Below are 16656 nucleotides of genomic sequence, written 5' to 3'. Positions count from 1 at the left end.
TAGGTGTTACATGGCAGGCGCAAAAGAGATTCGCAGTAAGATTGCGAGCATCAAAAGCACGCAAAAGATTACCAGCGCCATGGAAAAAGTGGCGGTCAGCAAAATGCGCAAGGCACAAATGCGCATGGCTGCTAGCCGTCCTTATGCGGAGCGCATCCGCCAGGTTATTGGCCATCTGGCCAACGCTAACCCGGAATATCGCCACCCGTTCATGATCGACCGTGAAGTAAAGCGCGTTGGTTATGTCGTCGTGAGCAGTGACCGTGGTCTGTGTGGTGGCTTGAACACCAACCTGTTCAAGGCTTTGGTCAAGGACATGGCGGTAAACCGCGAAAACGGCGTCGAGATCGATCTGTGTGTAGTTGGTAGCAAGGGTGCGGCATTCTTCCGCAACTTCGGCGGTAACGTCGTTGCAGCTATCAGCCACCTGGGTGAAGAGCCGTCGATCAATGATCTGATCGGCAGCGTCAAGGTGATGCTGGATGCCTACCTGGACGGCCGTATTGACCGCCTGTCCGTGGTGTCCAACAAGTTCATCAACACCATGACACAACAGCCTACCGTGGAGCAGTTGATTCCACTGGTGGCAACCCCGGATCAAGAACTCAAGCACCACTGGGACTATCTCTACGAACCGGATGCCAAGGAGCTGCTCGACGGCTTGATGGTCCGTTACGTGGAGTCGCAGGTCTACCAGGCGGTGGTCGAGAACAACGCGGCTGAACAAGCTGCGCGGATGATCGCGATGAAGAACGCTACCGACAACGCCGGTGATTTGATCAGCGATTTGCAGCTGGTCTACAACAAGGCGCGTCAGGCTGCGATCACCCAAGAGATCTCGGAAATCGTCGGCGGCGCTGCCGCGGTTTAACGGTTCAAATATTCAGAGGATCCAGCTATGAGTAGCGGACGTATCGTTCAAATCATCGGCGCCGTTATCGACGTGGAATTCCCACGCGACAGCGTACCGAGCATCTACGACGCCTTGAAAGTTCAAGGCGCCGAAACCACTCTGGAAGTTCAGCAGCAGCTGGGCGACGGCGTGGTTCGTACCATTGCGATGGGCTCCACCGAAGGCTTGAAGCGCGGTCTGGACGTCAAAAACACTGGCGCAGCCATCTCCGTACCGGTCGGTAAAGCGACCCTGGGCCGGATCATGGACGTACTGGGCAACCCGATCGACGAAGCTGGCCCGATCGGCGAAGAAGAGCGCTGGGGCATTCACCGTCCTGCGCCAACCTTCGCTGAACAAGCCGGTGGCAACGAGCTGCTGGAAACAGGCATCAAGGTTATCGACCTGGTTTGCCCGTTCGCCAAGGGTGGTAAAGTCGGTCTGTTCGGTGGTGCCGGTGTAGGCAAGACCGTAAACATGATGGAACTGATCCGTAACATCGCCATCGAGCACAGCGGTTATTCCGTGTTCGCCGGTGTGGGTGAGCGTACTCGTGAGGGTAACGACTTCTACCACGAGATGAAGGACTCCAACGTTCTGGACAAAGTGGCACTGGTTTACGGTCAGATGAACGAGCCGCCGGGAAACCGTCTGCGCGTAGCCCTGACCGGCCTGACCATGGCCGAGAAGTTCCGTGACGAAGGTAACGACGTTCTGCTGTTCGTCGACAACATCTATCGTTACACCCTGGCCGGTACTGAAGTATCCGCACTGCTGGGCCGTATGCCTTCTGCAGTAGGTTACCAGCCGACCCTGGCTGAAGAGATGGGCGTGCTGCAAGAGCGCATCACTTCGACCAAGCAAGGTTCGATTACTTCGATCCAGGCGGTATACGTACCTGCGGACGACTTGACCGACCCGTCGCCAGCGACCACCTTCGCCCACTTGGACGCCACCGTCGTTCTGTCCCGTGACATCGCTTCCCTGGGTATCTACCCAGCGGTAGACCCACTGGACTCGACTTCGCGTCAGCTGGACCCGAACGTGATCGGCAACGACCACTACGAAACCGCTCGCGGTGTTCAGTACGTGCTGCAGCGTTACAAAGAACTGAAGGACATCATTGCGATCCTGGGTATGGACGAGCTGTCGGAAGCCGACAAGCAGTTGGTAAACCGTGCTCGTAAGATCCAGCGCTTCTTGTCGCAGCCGTTCTTCGTGGCTGAAGTCTTCACCGGTGCTTCGGGTAAATACGTTTCCCTGAAAGACACCATTGCTGGCTTCAAAGGCATCCTCAACGGTGACTACGACCACCTGCCAGAACAAGCGTTCTACATGGTTGGCGGCATCGAAGAAGCGATCGAGAAAGCCAAGAAACTGTAATCCCGGCGCCCGGCAACGGGCGCTAATTTAGGTTGAGGCAATCAGATGGCTATGACAGTCCATTGCGATATCGTCAGCGCGGAAGGGGAAATCTTTTCCGGTCTGGTCGAGATGGTGATTGCGCACGGTGCACTGGGTGATCTTGGTATCGCCCTGGGTCACGCGCCGCTGATCACTAATCTGAAGCCAGGTCCGATCCGCCTGGTCAAGCAGGGCGGGGAAGAGGAGGTGTATTACATCTCCGGTGGTTTCCTCGAGGTTCAGCCGAACATGGTCAAGGTTCTTGCCGACACCGTGCAACGTGCTGCCGACCTGGACGAAGCCGCAGCTTTGGAAGCCGTTAAGGCTGCCGAGAAAGCCTTGCATGAGCGAGGCGCGGAATTCGATTACGGTTCTGCTGCCGCACGTCTGGCCGAGGCTGCAGCTCAGCTGCGCACCGTCCAGCAGATCCGCAAGAAGTTCGGCCACTAAGGCCGCATTTGTTGTGTGATTGATTAAAAAGGGTAGCCTCGGCTACCCTTTTTTCTTTTCCGATTTTTACAACCCGGTCGCAGCCGCTGACCACCCAGGATTGGTAGCCAGTTATGTCTCTTGAAATCGTTATTCTCGCTGCTGGCCAAGGCACGCGTATGCGTTCCGCTTTGCCGAAAGTTTTGCACCCGATTGCCGGCAACTCCATGCTCGGCCATGTTATCCACAGCGCCAGGCAACTTGATCCACAGCGCATCCACGTCGTGATCGGTCATGGCGCCGATGCCGTGCGCGACCGCCTGGCAGCGGATGATCTGAATTTCGTCCTGCAGGATAAACAGTTGGGTACCGGTCACGCCGTTGCTCAAGCCGTGCCGTTCATTCAGTCCGACACGGTGCTGGTGCTCTACGGTGACGTGCCGTTGATCGAGGTCGAAACCCTGCAGCGCCTGCTCAAGCAAGTGGGGCCGCAGCAATTGGGCTTGCTCACCGTCGAACTGGATGACCCGACCGGTTACGGCCGTATTGTTCGTGATGCCGCTGGCAAGGTTGCAGCCATTGTCGAACAGAAAGATGCCAATGAAGCCGAACGCAAAATCACGGAAGGCAATACCGGCATTCTGGCGCTGCCGTTTGCCCGTCTTGGCGACTGGATGAGTCGACTCTCCAATAACAACGCCCAGGGCGAGTATTACCTGACCGACATCATTGCCATGGCGGTGAGCGATGGTCTGGTGGTGGCCACCGAGCAACCGCACGACGCCATGGAAGTGCAGGGCGCCAATGACCGCAAGCAGCTGTCCGAACTGGAACGGCATTATCAATTGCGCGCCGGTCGTCGTTTGATGGCTCAAGGTGTGACGCTGCGCGACCCGGCACGATTCGACGTGCGCGGAGACGTGACAGTAGGCCGCGACGTGCTGATCGACATTAACGTGATCCTCGAAGGCAAGGTCGTCATTGAAGATGACGTGGTGATTGGTCCGAACTGCGTGATCAAGGACAGTACCCTGCGCAAGGGCGTGGTCATCAAGGCCAACAGCCATATCGAAGGCGCCATTCTGGGTGAAGGCAGCGATGCCGGCCCGTTCGCGCGTCTGCGTCCAGGCACCGTACTGGAAGCCCGCGCGCATGTGGGTAACTTCGTCGAGTTGAAAAACGCTCACATGGGCGAAGGCGCCAAGGCCGGTCACCTGACTTATCTGGGTGATGCCGAAGTCGGCGCACGTACCAACATCGGTGCCGGTACCATCACCTGTAACTATGATGGCGCGAACAAGTGGAAAACCGTGTTGGGCGAAGATGTGTTCATTGGTTCCAACAACTCGTTGGTGGCGCCTGTGGATATCCTGGCCGGTGCGACCACTGCAGCCGGTTCGACGATTACCTCGACTGTGGATAAATCCCAGTTGGCCATCGGGCGTGCTCGTCAGAAGAATATCGACGGCTGGAAGCGGCCGGAGAAGATCAAGAAGGGCTGAGTTATCCACAACTCCCTTGTGTAGGAGCGAGCTCGCTCGCGATGGACGTCAACGATGACGAGGTCAGTCTGAATAAAAGCAGCGCCCTTAAGTCCATCGCGAGCAAGCTCGCTCCTACAGGTTATCCACAGATCTTTTTGTCGCAACACGCTTGACGAAGTTTCGCCGATAGGTTTTGATTGCTTCCGATATCTTTCGAATCGAAACTTACCAAATCATGTCGAAGCGCAATACACCTCAACGTCGTCACAACATCCTCGCCTTGCTCAATGAGCAGGGCGAAGTCAGTGTGGATGAGTTGGCCAAGCGCTTCGAAACATCGGAAGTGACGATTCGCAAGGATCTGGCGGCGCTTGAAAGCAATGGTCTGTTGCTGCGTCGTTACGGCGGGGCGATCACCATGCCTCAGGAGCTGGTGGCCGACCTTGGCCAGCCGGTTTCCAAGTACAAACAAGCCATCGCTCGCGCCGCGGTCACGCGGATTCGCGAGCATGCGCGCATCATTATCGACAGTGGCAGTACCACCGCCTCGATGATCCCGGAACTCGGCCAACAACCCGGTCTGGTGGTGATGACCAACTCGCTGCATGTCGCCAATGCCCTGAGCGAACTTGAGCACGAACCGGTGCTGTTGATGACCGGGGGTACCTGGGACCCGCACTCCGAGTCCTTTCAGGGGCAGGTTGCCGAGCAGGTTCTACGCTCTTACGACTTCGACCAGCTGTTTATCGGGGCCGATGGCATCGATCTGGTTCGCGGTACAACCACCTTCAACGAACTGCTCGGACTGAGCCGGGTCATGGCCGAAGTCGCCCGCGAAGTGGTCGTGATGGTGGAGGCCGACAAGATCGGCCGCAAGATTCCCAACCTGGAGCTGCCCTGGAGCAGTGTCCATACCCTTATTACGGATGAACGCCTGCCACTTGAGGCTCGCGATCAGATTCAGGCCCGCGGCATCAATTTGATATGCGCGGCTGTCAGTCAGGAGAAATAGCATGTGTGGAATTGTCGGCGCAGTCGCAGAACGTAATATCACCGCCATCCTCGTCGAAGGCCTGAAACGCCTCGAGTACCGTGGGTATGACAGCGCTGGCGTGGCGGTCTACACCAACGATGAAAAACTCGAACGCCTGCGTCGTCCGGGCAAGGTCAGTGAGCTGGAGCAGGCATTGGCCACCGAGTCGTTGGCGGGTCGACTGGGTATTGCCCACACGCGCTGGGCCACCCACGGTGCGCCATGCGAGCGTAATGCTCACCCGCATTTCTCCGGTGACCTGGCGGTGGTGCACAACGGCATCATCGAAAACCACGAAGCCCTGCGTGAACAACTCAAGGCCCTGGGCTATGTGTTCACCTCGGACACCGACACTGAAGTCATCGCCCACCTGCTGAACCACAAGCTCAAGGATCTGCGCGATCTGACCGTGGCCCTCAAGGCGACCGTCAAAGAGTTGCACGGTGCTTACGGCCTGGCGGTGATCAGCGCGCAGCAACCGGATCGCCTGGTTGCGGCCCGCAGTGGCAGCCCGCTGGTGATCGGCTTGGGCCTGGGGGAAAACTTCCTGGCGTCCGACCAATTGGCCCTGCGTCAGGTCACCGACCGCTTCATGTACCTGGAAGAAGGCGATATCGCCGAAATCCGCCGCGACAGCGTGCAGATCTGGGATGTTGACGGCAAGGCTGTCGAGCGCGAAGCCGTGCAGTATCGCGACGGTGCCGAAGCCGCTGAAAAGGGCGAGTTCCGCCACTTCATGCTCAAGGAAATCCACGAGCAACCGTCCGTTGTGCAGCGCACGCTGGAAGGTCGCCTGAGCCAGAACCAGGTACTGGTACAGGCATTCGGTCCACAGGCAGCCGAGCTGTTCGCCAAAGTGCGCAACGTACAAATCGTCGCGTGTGGCACCAGCTACCACGCCGGCATGGTCGCGCGTTACTGGCTCGAAGAGCTGGCCGGCATTCCTTGCCAGGTCGAAGTCGCCAGCGAATTCCGCTACCGCAAGGTGGTGGTGCAGGCGGACACCTTGTTCGTGACCATTTCCCAGTCCGGCGAGACCGCCGACACCCTGGCTGCACTGCGCAACGCCAAGGAACTGGGTTACCTCGCCAGCCTGGCGATCTGCAACGTCGGCATCAGCTCGCTGGTGCGTGAATCCGATCTGACCCTGTTGACCCAGGCCGGTCGTGAAATCGGTGTGGCTTCGACCAAAGCCTTCACCACGCAATTGGTTGGCCTGTTGTTGCTGACGCTGTCCCTGGGCCAGGTTCGTGGCACCTTGGCCAAAGGCGTCGAAGCGACGCTGGTCGAAGAACTGCGTCGATTGCCAACCCGTCTGGGCGAAGCGCTGGCCATGGACAGTACCGTGGAAAAAATCTCCGAGCTGTTCGCCGAGAAACACCACACGCTGTTCCTTGGCCGTGGCGCGCAGTTCCCGGTAGCGATGGAAGGGGCTCTCAAGCTCAAGGAAATCTCCTACATCCACGCCGAGGCCTATCCAGCCGGCGAGCTGAAACACGGCCCGTTGGCGCTTGTGGATAACGACATGCCGGTGGTGACCGTGGCGCCGAACAACGAGCTGCTGGAGAAGTTGAAGTCCAATCTTCAGGAAGTTCGCGCCCGCGGTGGCCAGTTGATCGTCTTCGCTGACGAGAAGGCCGGCATGACCAACGGTGAAGGCACCCACGTGGTGCACATGCCGCACATCCACGACATCTTGTCGCCGATTCTCTACACCATCCCGCTGCAGCTGCTGTCGTACTACGTCGCCGTACTCAAAGGCACCGACGTTGACCAGCCGCGCAACCTGGCGAAGTCGGTCACCGTGGAATAAGTTATCCACAATGAAAAACCCCCTTCACAGGGTAAGGCCAGTCAGTTAAGCAATTTCAGCTGCGACACCCTTTGTAGCAGCTGCCGAGCCCGCGAGGCTGCGTTCGGCTGCGAAGCAGTCGTAAATTCAGTAATTGCGGTATGTCAGGCAGACCGCGTCAGCTGGACTCACGACTGCTACGCAGCCGAACGCAGCCTCGCGGGCTCGGCAGCTGCTACAGATCGCATTACCGCTTAACTGACTGGCATTGCCTTCTCAGGGGGGGTTGTTTCTAGGTGGACGTCATTCGACGTTGCCGCCGCGTGTCGAGCAGATAGACCATGGCGCAGGCGTACAAGGTGACGAGGATGAACAGGCCCATGCGGATGGCGAAGGCGGTGTAGACATCCTTGCCCGCTGCACTGTCCTGTACCGATTGGCCGAGCAGAATGATCAGGGTTGCCAGGCTATTGAGCCAGAACCCAGGGTTCTGCCGGGTCCGGGCCAGGCCGTAGAGTTTTCTGGCCACCAGCAAACCGAACAGCAACATCCACAGAAAGAACATCCACAGGTTGACGAACAAGCTCAACGCGCACCAGAAGAGAATCGCCATCAGACCGCCGAGCAGGGTCGAGCCGAGCAATTCCTGGCCGGCGGTGCGGGCGCTGGTTGCGCAGCTCTGTTGGCCGAGGCTGACGGCTTTCATGATGATCGGCAGGTAGCTGGCCGGGTCGATCATGGCCAGCAGGAACGTTGGCAGCACCACCAGCGTGGCCCGTAGCGCCAGCCAGCTGCTTTCGCTGGGCGTAAGGCTCGGGCCGGGTTTGGCCGGTGGGGCGCTGGCGGGGTCGGGAAACAGCCAATGGCTGATGGTCAGCGTCGTGACGGCCAGGAACAGTCCCTTGACCAGGGCCACGATCACTTCGAGCGCCAGGGCGAATTCAGCGGTTCCGGCGGAACTGATCAAGGTCAGGCCCACCACCAGGAAAGTCGCCACCAGCGGGTTGCCGCCGCGCAGGCCATAACCAAACGCCATGAACAGACACAGCCCGACCAGCAACACGCCACTAAGCGGGTAGTAACGCAGCAGAGGAATGAGCAGCAGGCCGGTCCCGGTGGTCAACATCAGGATCAGGATCAGACCCAGGCTGGCCTTGAACGGCAACGGTCGGTTCATCGCCGCCAGCATCATCAGCGCCAGCATCGGCGCGAGGAACGGGATGGGCAGGGCCAGACCAAAGCTCGCCGCCAGGCACAGCGCGGTGCCGAAGCCCAGGCGCAGGGCACGCTGAACGCGGGCCGGGCGCTCAATACGCATAGGACATCCAGCTCATCAGGCGCAGGAACAGGCGACCGAGAACATTCAGCGGATTACCTTCACCCGGGAAGGCCATGACTTCGGCCTGCCCGCCGGCCCGGATGCCTTGCGGGCTGGTCAACTCTCCGGGCTCGAACTCGATGATGACTGGAAATCGCTGAGCAGGGCGCAGCCAATCGCGGCTGTTCTCCACTTTCGGCAGGCTGCCCGGCTGGGTGGTCTGGCCGACATCAACGCCGTAGCCGACGCTGCGCACATGGCCTTTGAAAATTTTCCCCGGCAGGGCGTCAAGGACGATGGAAACCGGCGTCCCGGGCTGGACGCTTCCCAGGTTGTTTTCGGTCATGTCGGCGCTGATCCAGACATCGTGGATGGCGATCAGGGTCATCACCGGAGCACCGGCGGCGGCGAACTGGCCGACATCGGTGCGCAAATCGGTGATCAGGCCGGCTGAACGCGCGTGGACCTTCGTATTGCTCAAATCCAGCTCGGCTTTTTCAAGGTTGCTGGCGGCGCTGAGCAACTGGGCGTTTTCTGATTCGTTACCACCCTGTTGTTCCCGTGCCCGTTGCACTTCGGCCTTGGCTGCAGCGACCTGGCTGATGGACTCTTCCAGAGTGGCGCGGGATATCTCCAGGCGTCGCAGCGAGATGGTGCCCGGGTCTTCGCGGTACAGGCGTTCGAGCCGCTGGATGTCCTGGCGTGCCTTGAGTTCATTAGCCTGGGACGCGCGCAGGGACGCTTGTTTGGAGTCGACGCCGGCGGTGTTGGCACCCACCTGGCGACGGGTTGACTCAAGGTCGGCACGGGCGCGATCGACGGCAATCTGGTACTGCTCTGGATTGACTTCAAACAGCAATTCGCCGGCTTTGACGTCCTGGTTATTGCGTACGTGCACCTGGGTCACCCGGCCGGATACTTCAGCCGCCACCGGCACCACGAAGGCCTGCACCCGCGCCTGTTGCGTGTAGGGTGTGTAGCGGTCGGCCAGCAGGTACCAGACCAGGCTCAGGATGATCAACAGCACCACCCAGTTGATCGCTTTTTTGGCCGGGTCGGCGGCGGGTGCCGAGGTGTTCTCGGTGGCCGGTTGTGGGCTGTCAGTCATGGGCACTTTCCTTCGGTTCGTCGAGCAAATCGCCCCAATCGGTCCGTTGTTGCATCTGTTGGCGGGTGGCCGGGTCGATCATCGGCCGGTCGCTGTACCAGCCACCGCCCAGGGCCTTGTACAGGGCGATCAAGCTGTTGACGGCGGTGCCACGGTTGACCAGGTAGATATCTTGCTGGGCGAACAGGGCGCGCTGGGCATCCAACACACGCTGGAAATCCGAATAACCTTCGCGGTATTGGGCATTGGCCAGGGTCACAGAACGTTCGGCGGCCACCGATGCATCGCTGAGGATTTGGTCGCGCTCCAGCGCCTTGATCAAACCGGTCGCGGCATCGTCGGCTTCGCGTGCAGCCTGGCGCACGCTGTCCTGGTAGATAACGATCAATTGCTGCAAGCGGGCATCCTGCACGCGGACGTTGTTGGTGATCCGGCCATGGTCGAAGATGTCCCAGCGCATACTGGGGCCGGCCACCAGGTCGAGGGTATTGGACGCACCGTTGAGCGAGCTGGCGGACCAGACGATGCTGCCCAGCAGACTGATGGAGGGGTACAGGTCGGTCTCGGCCACGCCGATCAACGCCGACTGCGCCGCCACTTGCAGCTCGGCAGCGCGAACATCGGGGCGCCGCACCAACAGGTTGGCAGGCACATCCTGCAAGACTGCGGTATCGAGCAGTGGCACCACCCCGGTGTAGCGATCAAGATCAGGGATCGTGCCGGGTGGCTGGCCGATCAGGGTGGACAGCGCATTACGCAAGCTCGCCACCTGGCTTTCGAAATCCGGGATGGTACTGAGGGTGCCCAAGTACTGGGTCTTGGCTTGTTGCAGATCGAGTTCGGCTTCGGCCCCGCTTTTGAACAGACGCTCGGTGATCTCGTAGCTGCGTTTTTGCAATGCGGCGTTACTGCGGGCGATTTGCAGACGCGCCTCGGCGGTGCGCAGGGCGTAGTAGGTTTGCGCCAGTTGCGCGTGCAACAACACCAGAGCATTTTCATAGTTGGCCTGGGCGGCAAACCAGGACGCGTCGGCTGACTCGATGGCACGGCTGAAACGCCCCCAGAAATCCAGCTCCCAACCAATATCGAAACCGGCGCTGTATTGCCAGAAATGCGTGTCCTGAGGGTTGGCGCCGCCCGATTGACGACGATTCAGGTAGAGGCTGTCGGCGCTGGCCTGCTGCAATTGCGGGTAGCGTCCACTCAGGGCGATGCCCAGTTGCGCGCGGGACTCCATGACCCGCAGGCCAGCAACCAGCAGGTCAGCGTTGTGGGCATCGGCTTCGGCGATCAAGTGGTCCAGCACCGGGTCGTCGAACACGCGCCACCATTGACGGCTGTCCGGTTGCGCGCGTTTTTGCCCGGCGATTTCCAGGGCCGGGCTGTTCCAGTGTTCGACCCAGGGCTGGGCCGGTGACTGGAAATCCGGGCCCAGTTGCACGCAGCCACCCAGAACGACGGTGCCGCAGAGCAGCAGCCGGCTGATGCGAGCAGGGCATGGCATCAAGCGCAAACTCCTCAGAGGGGACGCTGATCGTTCATTGCCTCGATTTTCGGAGTCTCGTTCACCGCGTCGATCTGGGGCGTCTCGTTCAGTACCTCGGCCGACGGTTGGTCCTGGACCCATTGCCAGAACAGTTGGTAGCCCACCGCCAGCGCTACCGGCCCGATGAACAAACCGATGAAGCCGCCGCTCACCATGCCGCCCAGGGCGCCAATCAGAATCACCGGCATCGGGACGTCGACGCCACGACCCAGCATCAATGGCTTGAGGACGTTGTCGGCCATCCCGGCAATCAGGCTGTAGATGCCAAACACGATGGTGCCCAAGGTGGTGCCATCGGTGGCGAAGACATAAGCGATCACCGGAAGGGTCACCAGCAGCACCGGTAATTGCATGATCCCCATCAACAGCGCAACCATCGCCAGCAGACCGGCACCGGGGACGCCCATGAGCACGAAGCCCACGCCTACCAGCAACATCTGAATGAACGCGATACCCACCACACCCTGGGCGACCGCGCGGATGGTTGCCGTGCAGAGCTCGGTAATGCGTGGGCCACGCTCTGGTCCGGAAAGGCGCGAGGTGATGGCCAGGGCGCTTCTTTCGCCGTTTTCGCCATAGGCCATAAACACGCCGGCAATGATCAGGGCGCCGATGAACAACAGAAAACCCACACCAACATCGGCCATTTTGCCCAAAAGGGTCAGGCCGATGGACTTGATATAGGGCATCAGCTTCATGAACACGCTGCTCATGTTGGTGGCGGCCTGCATCCAGTAGTCGTAGAGCGGCTGGCCAATAAGCGGCAGGGACGCGATTTTTTCGCTGGGTAGCGGAATCTGCAGCGAATCGGACTTGAGGATCGCCAGGGTGCCCTGGATCGACTCACTGATCGAGGTGCCCAGCAGGTAGATCGGCACCATCAGCAAGGCCAGGGCGACCACCACGATCAGGGTGGCGGCATGACCGTCCTTGTTGACCAGCTTGCGCTTGATGAGCGCATGCAGTGGATACAGGGTGATGGCCAGAATCAGTGCCCAGAGCATGAGGTTGAGGAAGGGGTGAAAGATCTGGAAGCAGAACAGTACCAGCACCGTAATGAGCCCGGCGCGAATCAGTACATCGAGCAAACCACCGGACAGTGCTCTAGCGGAAATGTTTGTGCGCAACATTTTCGAACTCCTTGCTGTGTCACTCAGGTTAGCCAGCCATATGAAGTTCAACTTTTCCCTACTAAGTGAGCCCTTGAAGCAAGATCGACGGACAGTCGTCCAAGCGTCAACAACCCATAATGCCTTACTTCAAGTAGGGAAAATTTCAACGAGGTGCCTACCAAAAACTCAGTAGGTGACAGGGTGGCTTGTAGTATAGGAGCAGTCGTGTATTCCGCCTGTTCAGGCAGACCGGAATCGTGCTGCAGTTGATGGTGCCTGCTGATGAGCCTTTACCTGGAGACGGGTTTGACGCAGTGCCAATGGCTGGTTTTTTCCTGTCAGGTATTAACCGTTGCAGCAGGCTGGTCCGGATAATTGCGAACAGTTGCGCCCGTCGCAAGATAATAATCCTCAATAATTATCAATAATTCCCGGTGCGTTTTTTCGAGTGTGCGTGGGTTTGAGACTCACATTGTTTTCACGGTGTAGACGCTAGAGTTCAGTAGCCCATTGATTTACCTGATGGTCGTGGACCCCATTATCTTATTGAACGCCTGCGCAAAAAATCCCTGTCTACTGTTGCGACTTTATTGATTCGAAAGGAGGACATGCCCATGGACCGCTTCCAGGAAATGCAGGTCTTCGCTGCCGTCGCCCAAGAGCAGGGGTTTTCGGCGGCGGCGCGGCGTTTGGGCCTGTCGGCGGCCAGCGTCACCCGAGCGGTGGCCGCGCTGGAGAAGCGTATTGGTACGCAACTGCTCACACGTACGACACGCAGTGTGCATTTGAGTGAGGCCGGTCAGCGATATCTGGAAGACTGTCGGAGAATTCTCGCCGAGGTGCAGGAAGCGGAGGATTCGGCAGCAGGCAGCCATATCCATCCTCGTGGGCAACTGACCATCACCGCACCGGTTTTGTTTGGAGATTTGTTTGTCACACCGTTGATGGTGAGCTACCTGACGCAGTTCCCCGAGGTCTGCATCAACGCGCTGCTGGTGGACCGGGTGGTGAGCGTGGTCGAAGAAGGTGTCGATGTGGCCATCCGCATTGGCGAACTCCCTGACAGCAATCAGCATGCGATCCGGGTCGGCGAGGTGCGGCGGGTGATCTGCGCATCGCCACAGTTTCTGGCCAGCCATGGTCGGCCCAGGCATCCACAAGAACTGGCCCAGGCGCCGATTATTGCGACATCGGCCATTGGTCAACTCAGGAGTTGGCCATTCATTGAAAACGGCGAAACCCTGAATGTGCGGGCTGAACCGCGGCTGGTGGTGACGGCGAATCAGGCGGCCATCACGGCAGCCAGTTTGGGGTTGGGATTCACGCGGGTACTGTCTTATCAAGTCGCGAGCAAGGTGGCTGCCGGAGAGCTGGAAATCATTCTGGCCGACTTCGAACTGCCGCCATTGCCCATCCATGTGTTTTATCAGGGCGGACGTAAAGCGCCGGCCCGGGTGCGCAGTTTTGTTGATTTCGCGGTAAAGACGCTACGCGAGCATCCGGCGCTCAACCATTGAGTTATTTCATCCACTGAAATAATGGATTGCGTTTGCTGGTGATTCTGTTGTTTTGGTTGTGAGTGGAAGATACGCCTCATCGGCGCTGCTCTCCCCCTGAACAGCACCACTGACCCGAGGTGTCGACCATGCAAGCGATCAAACTCTACAACTTCCCACGTTCCGGCCACGCTCATCGAGTCGAGTTGATGCTGTCCCTGCTGAAATTGCCGACCGAATTGATCTTCGTTGATCTCGCCAAGGGCGAACACAAGCAACCGGCGTTCCTGGCGCTCAATGCATTCGGTCAGGTGCCGGTGATTGATGACCAAGGCGTGGTGTTGGCCGATTCCAACGCGATTCTGGTTTATCTGGCGCAAAAGTACGGCAATGGTCGCTGGCTGCCGACGGATCCGGTGGGGGCCGCCAAGGTCCAGCGCTGGTTGTCGGTGGCTGCCGGTCCGATTGCATTCGGCCCTGCCCGGGCAAGATTGATCACCGTGTTTGGCGCGCCTTACAACGCTGAAGAAGTGATTGCCTACGCCCACACCGTGCTCAAAGTGATCGATCACGAACTGGCCAATACGCCGTATCTGGTCGGTACTGAACCAACGGTTGCCGACGTCGCCGCCTACAGCTACATCGCCCACGCGCCCGAGGGCAATGTGTCGCTGGACGAGTACGCCAATATTCGCGCCTGGCTGGCCCGCATCGAAGCCTTGCCGGGTTTTGTCGGCATGCCGCGCACCGTCGCCGGTCTGCAAAAAACTGCCTGATGCTGGCGGCCCGGAGTTGCCGGGCCGCCCCGTTCTGCGCCACTGGCGCAGGGGAGAAGCCGTATGGACCGTTCACCTTGGCATGCCGGCGAGAAACAACTGCAGGCGCATGTGGGCGTTGCCGAACGAATGGAGGTCTTCGGTCGTAAGGTGATTCGCAGCGAGATGCCGGACCAGCACCGCACGTTCTATCAGCAATTGCCGTTCATGCTGTACGGAGCGGTGGATGCCGACGGTCATCCCTGGGCCAGTATCCTTGAAGGCCAGCCCGGTTTCGCCCACTCGCCAGACCCTGGCCTGCTGCAATTTCGCAGCCTGCCGGCCTTTGATGATCCCGCGCAGTTGAGCGACGGCTCGGCCATCGGCCTGTTGGGCATCGAATTGCACACCCGCCGCCGCAACCGCATCAATGGGCATGTCCGCGCCATGACCACGGACGGGTTCGCGGTGACGGTGGATCAGTCCTTCGGCAATTGCCCGCAGTACATTCAGTTGCGCCAGTTTCACTCGGTGCCGCTGGCCGACCCCTCGACGCGTGTCGCCCAGCATTTCAATGAACTGGATGATGCAGCCAAAGCCATGATTGCCGAGGCGGACACGTTCTTCGTTGCCAGTTATGTGGATGTCGATGGCGAGCGCTCGGTGGATGTTTCTCACCGTGGCGGTCAGAGCGGTTTCGTACACATGGAAGGGAATCGCCTGACCATTCCGGATTTCGCCGGCAACCTGCATTTCAATACTTTGGGCAACCTGCTGCTCAATCCCCGGGCCGGATTGTTGTTCATCGATTTCAATACTGGTGATTTGCTGCAGCTCAGCGGGCGCACTGAAATCATTCTGGAAGGTCCCCAGGTCGAGGCGTTCCAGGGGGCCGAGCGCCTGTGGACAATCGATGTCGAGCAAGTCGTACGCCGCCCTGCCGCACTGGCGTTGCGCTGGCGTTTCGACGGCGTTTCACCCACCAGTTTGCTCACCGGCACATGGGCGCAGGCCAAGGCGCGTCTGCAGGCCAAAGCGCTGGGCGATCAATGGCGGCCGTTGCGAGTGGCGCGGATTGAAGCGCAAAGCCACAACATTCGCTCGATTTACCTGGAGCCCGCCGACGGAGCCGGGTTGCCACTGTTCCAGGCCGGGCAGCATTTGCCCCTGCGTTTCAATATTGACGGCGACGTACACATCCGCACGTACAGTTTATCGAGTGCTCCGTCCGATGATTTTTTCCGCATCAGCGTGAAGCGTGACGGGCGGGTGTCTACGCATTTGCATGAGCAGATTCGTGTCGGCGACCTGTTGGAAGCGCGTGCGCCGCAAGGGCACTTCACCGTCGCACCCCATGAGCGTCGGCCACTGGTGTTGCTGGCGGCCGGAGTGGGCATCACGCCGCTGTTGTCGATGCTGCGCGAGGTGGTTTACCAGGGATTGCGCACCCGCCGTATCCGCCCGACGTGGTTTATCCAGAGTTCGCGCACGCTGGCCGACCAGCCGTTTCGCCGCGAACTGGATCGCTTGCTTGAAGACGCCGGTGACGCGGTGCGGGTGGTGCGTTTGCTCAGCCAACCGGAAGCCGAGGCGGTGCAAGGTGAGGACTTCGACCTGAGCGGACGGATCGACGTCGCGCTGCTCAAGGATCTGCTGACGGTCGAGGATTACGATCAGCTGGATTTTGTCGTCTGTGGCCCCGGGAGTTTTACCCAGGCGCTGTACGACGGCTTGCGCGAGCTGGACATTCGCGATTCGCGGATTCACGCCGAAACCTTCGGCCCGTCCACCTTGCGTCGGCGTCCGGACCCCGATGCGGTGGTCATCGAGCAACCGCCAGCCGCCACCATGTCCGTGCCCGTGGTGTTCCAGCGCTCGGCCAAGGAGGCGCGCTGGCAGCCGGATGGTGGCAGCTTGCTGGAGTTGGCGGAGAGCCGGGGCCTGCGTCCGGAATTCAGTTGTCGCGGCGGCTCCTGCGGCACCTGCAAGACGCGTTTGATCAGCGGTCAGGTGCATTATCCACTGCCGCCAGCGGAGGTACCGGATGACGGACACGTGCTGATTTGCTGTGCGATTCCGGCGCAGGGGGCGCAGCCGTTGGTGCTCGATATCTGACAGATGATTGCAGGTGAACATTGTCCGTCGTTCGATGACTGAGTAGGGTAGGGGCAAAACGAACAAGGGCCGCAGAGGCTAAGACCATTCGGTCAAGCCCCTGACATTGTGGGAGCGGGCTTGCTCGCGAAGGCAGTGTGTCAGCAACGTTGATGTTGACTGACACGACGCC

The 16656-nt window shown here is 59.6% G+C and carries 13 protein-coding genes; 9 read left to right on the top strand and 4 right to left on the bottom strand.

Features of this window, described 5'->3' with window-relative positions:
* Positions 1–10: 10 nt before the first annotated feature.
* From atpG to glmS, 6 genes are all read left to right on the top strand, one after another.
* A complete protein-coding gene (atpG, locus tag AC07XF_RS20265; protein WP_007934344.1) occupies positions 11–871 on the top strand; it encodes a F0F1 ATP synthase subunit gamma in 861 nt (286 codons plus the stop codon).
* Positions 872–898: 27 nt separating this feature from the next.
* The gene (gene atpD, locus AC07XF_RS20260; RefSeq protein WP_495027865.1) at positions 899–2275 is read left to right on the top strand and encodes a F0F1 ATP synthase subunit beta; all 1377 of its coding nucleotides are present in this window, start codon (positions 899–901) and stop codon (positions 2273–2275) included.
* A gap of 45 nt (positions 2276–2320) precedes the next feature.
* The gene (locus tag AC07XF_RS20255) at positions 2321–2746 is read left to right on the top strand and encodes a F0F1 ATP synthase subunit epsilon (protein WP_007985046.1); all 426 of its coding nucleotides are present in this window, start codon (positions 2321–2323) and stop codon (positions 2744–2746) included.
* A 113-nt stretch (positions 2747–2859) separates the two neighbouring features.
* Positions 2860–4227, top strand: coding sequence for a bifunctional UDP-N-acetylglucosamine diphosphorylase/glucosamine-1-phosphate N-acetyltransferase GlmU (glmU, locus tag AC07XF_RS20250; protein ID WP_495027864.1), 1368 nt, complete (start codon positions 2860–2862; stop codon positions 4225–4227).
* 214 nt (positions 4228–4441) lie between these two features.
* A complete protein-coding gene (locus tag AC07XF_RS20245; protein ID WP_495027886.1) occupies positions 4442–5221 on the top strand; it encodes a DeoR/GlpR family DNA-binding transcription regulator in 780 nt (259 codons plus the stop codon).
* 1 nt (position 5222) lies between these two features.
* On the top strand, positions 5223–7055 hold the full coding sequence (glmS, locus tag AC07XF_RS20240) for a glutamine--fructose-6-phosphate transaminase (isomerizing) (RefSeq protein ID WP_495027863.1): 1833 nt from the start codon (positions 5223–5225) through the stop codon (positions 7053–7055).
* A gap of 271 nt (positions 7056–7326) precedes the next feature.
* Here glmS and AC07XF_RS20235 read toward each other — a convergent pair whose 3' ends face one another.
* The 4 genes from AC07XF_RS20235 to AC07XF_RS20220 are packed head-to-tail and all read right to left on the bottom strand — an operon-like array spanning position 7327 to position 12136.
* The gene (locus AC07XF_RS20235) at positions 7327–8352 is read right to left on the bottom strand and encodes a DUF2955 domain-containing protein (protein ID WP_495027862.1); all 1026 of its coding nucleotides are present in this window, start codon (positions 8350–8352) and stop codon (positions 7327–7329) included.
* The gene (locus AC07XF_RS20230; RefSeq protein WP_495027861.1) at positions 8342–9460 is read right to left on the bottom strand and encodes an HlyD family secretion protein; all 1119 of its coding nucleotides are present in this window, start codon (positions 9458–9460) and stop codon (positions 8342–8344) included. Before AC07XF_RS20230 ends, AC07XF_RS20235 begins: the two co-directional genes overlap by 11 nt.
* The gene (locus tag AC07XF_RS20225; protein WP_495027860.1) at positions 9453–10964 is read right to left on the bottom strand and encodes an efflux transporter outer membrane subunit; all 1512 of its coding nucleotides are present in this window, start codon (positions 10962–10964) and stop codon (positions 9453–9455) included. Before AC07XF_RS20225 ends, AC07XF_RS20230 begins: the two co-directional genes overlap by 8 nt.
* 14 nt (positions 10965–10978) lie before the next feature.
* Positions 10979–12136: an AI-2E family transporter gene (locus tag AC07XF_RS20220; RefSeq protein WP_495027859.1), complete on the bottom strand. Its 1158-nt coding sequence runs from the start codon at positions 12134–12136 to the stop codon at positions 10979–10981.
* Positions 12137–12732: 596 nt separating this feature from the next.
* Between AC07XF_RS20220 and AC07XF_RS20215 the strand changes: the two genes are divergently transcribed.
* The 3 genes from AC07XF_RS20215 (at position 12733) to AC07XF_RS20205 (ending at position 16484) form a co-directional block, all read left to right on the top strand.
* Entirely contained in the window at positions 12733–13635 is a 903-nt protein-coding gene (locus AC07XF_RS20215; protein ID WP_495027858.1) for a LysR family transcriptional regulator, read from the top strand.
* A 128-nt stretch (positions 13636–13763) separates the two neighbouring features.
* The gene (locus AC07XF_RS20210) at positions 13764–14390 is read left to right on the top strand and encodes a glutathione S-transferase family protein (protein WP_495027857.1); all 627 of its coding nucleotides are present in this window, start codon (positions 13764–13766) and stop codon (positions 14388–14390) included.
* 63 nt (positions 14391–14453) lie between these two features.
* Positions 14454–16484, top strand: a complete 2031-nt coding sequence (locus AC07XF_RS20205; protein ID WP_495027856.1) for a 2Fe-2S iron-sulfur cluster-binding protein — start codon at positions 14454–14456, stop codon at positions 16482–16484.
* Positions 16485–16656 lie beyond the last annotated feature (172 nt).

This window comes from Pseudomonas sp. GW821-FHT01C01, from assembly GCF_059422645.1.
This window is presented reverse-complemented; position numbering and strand designations above follow the sequence as displayed.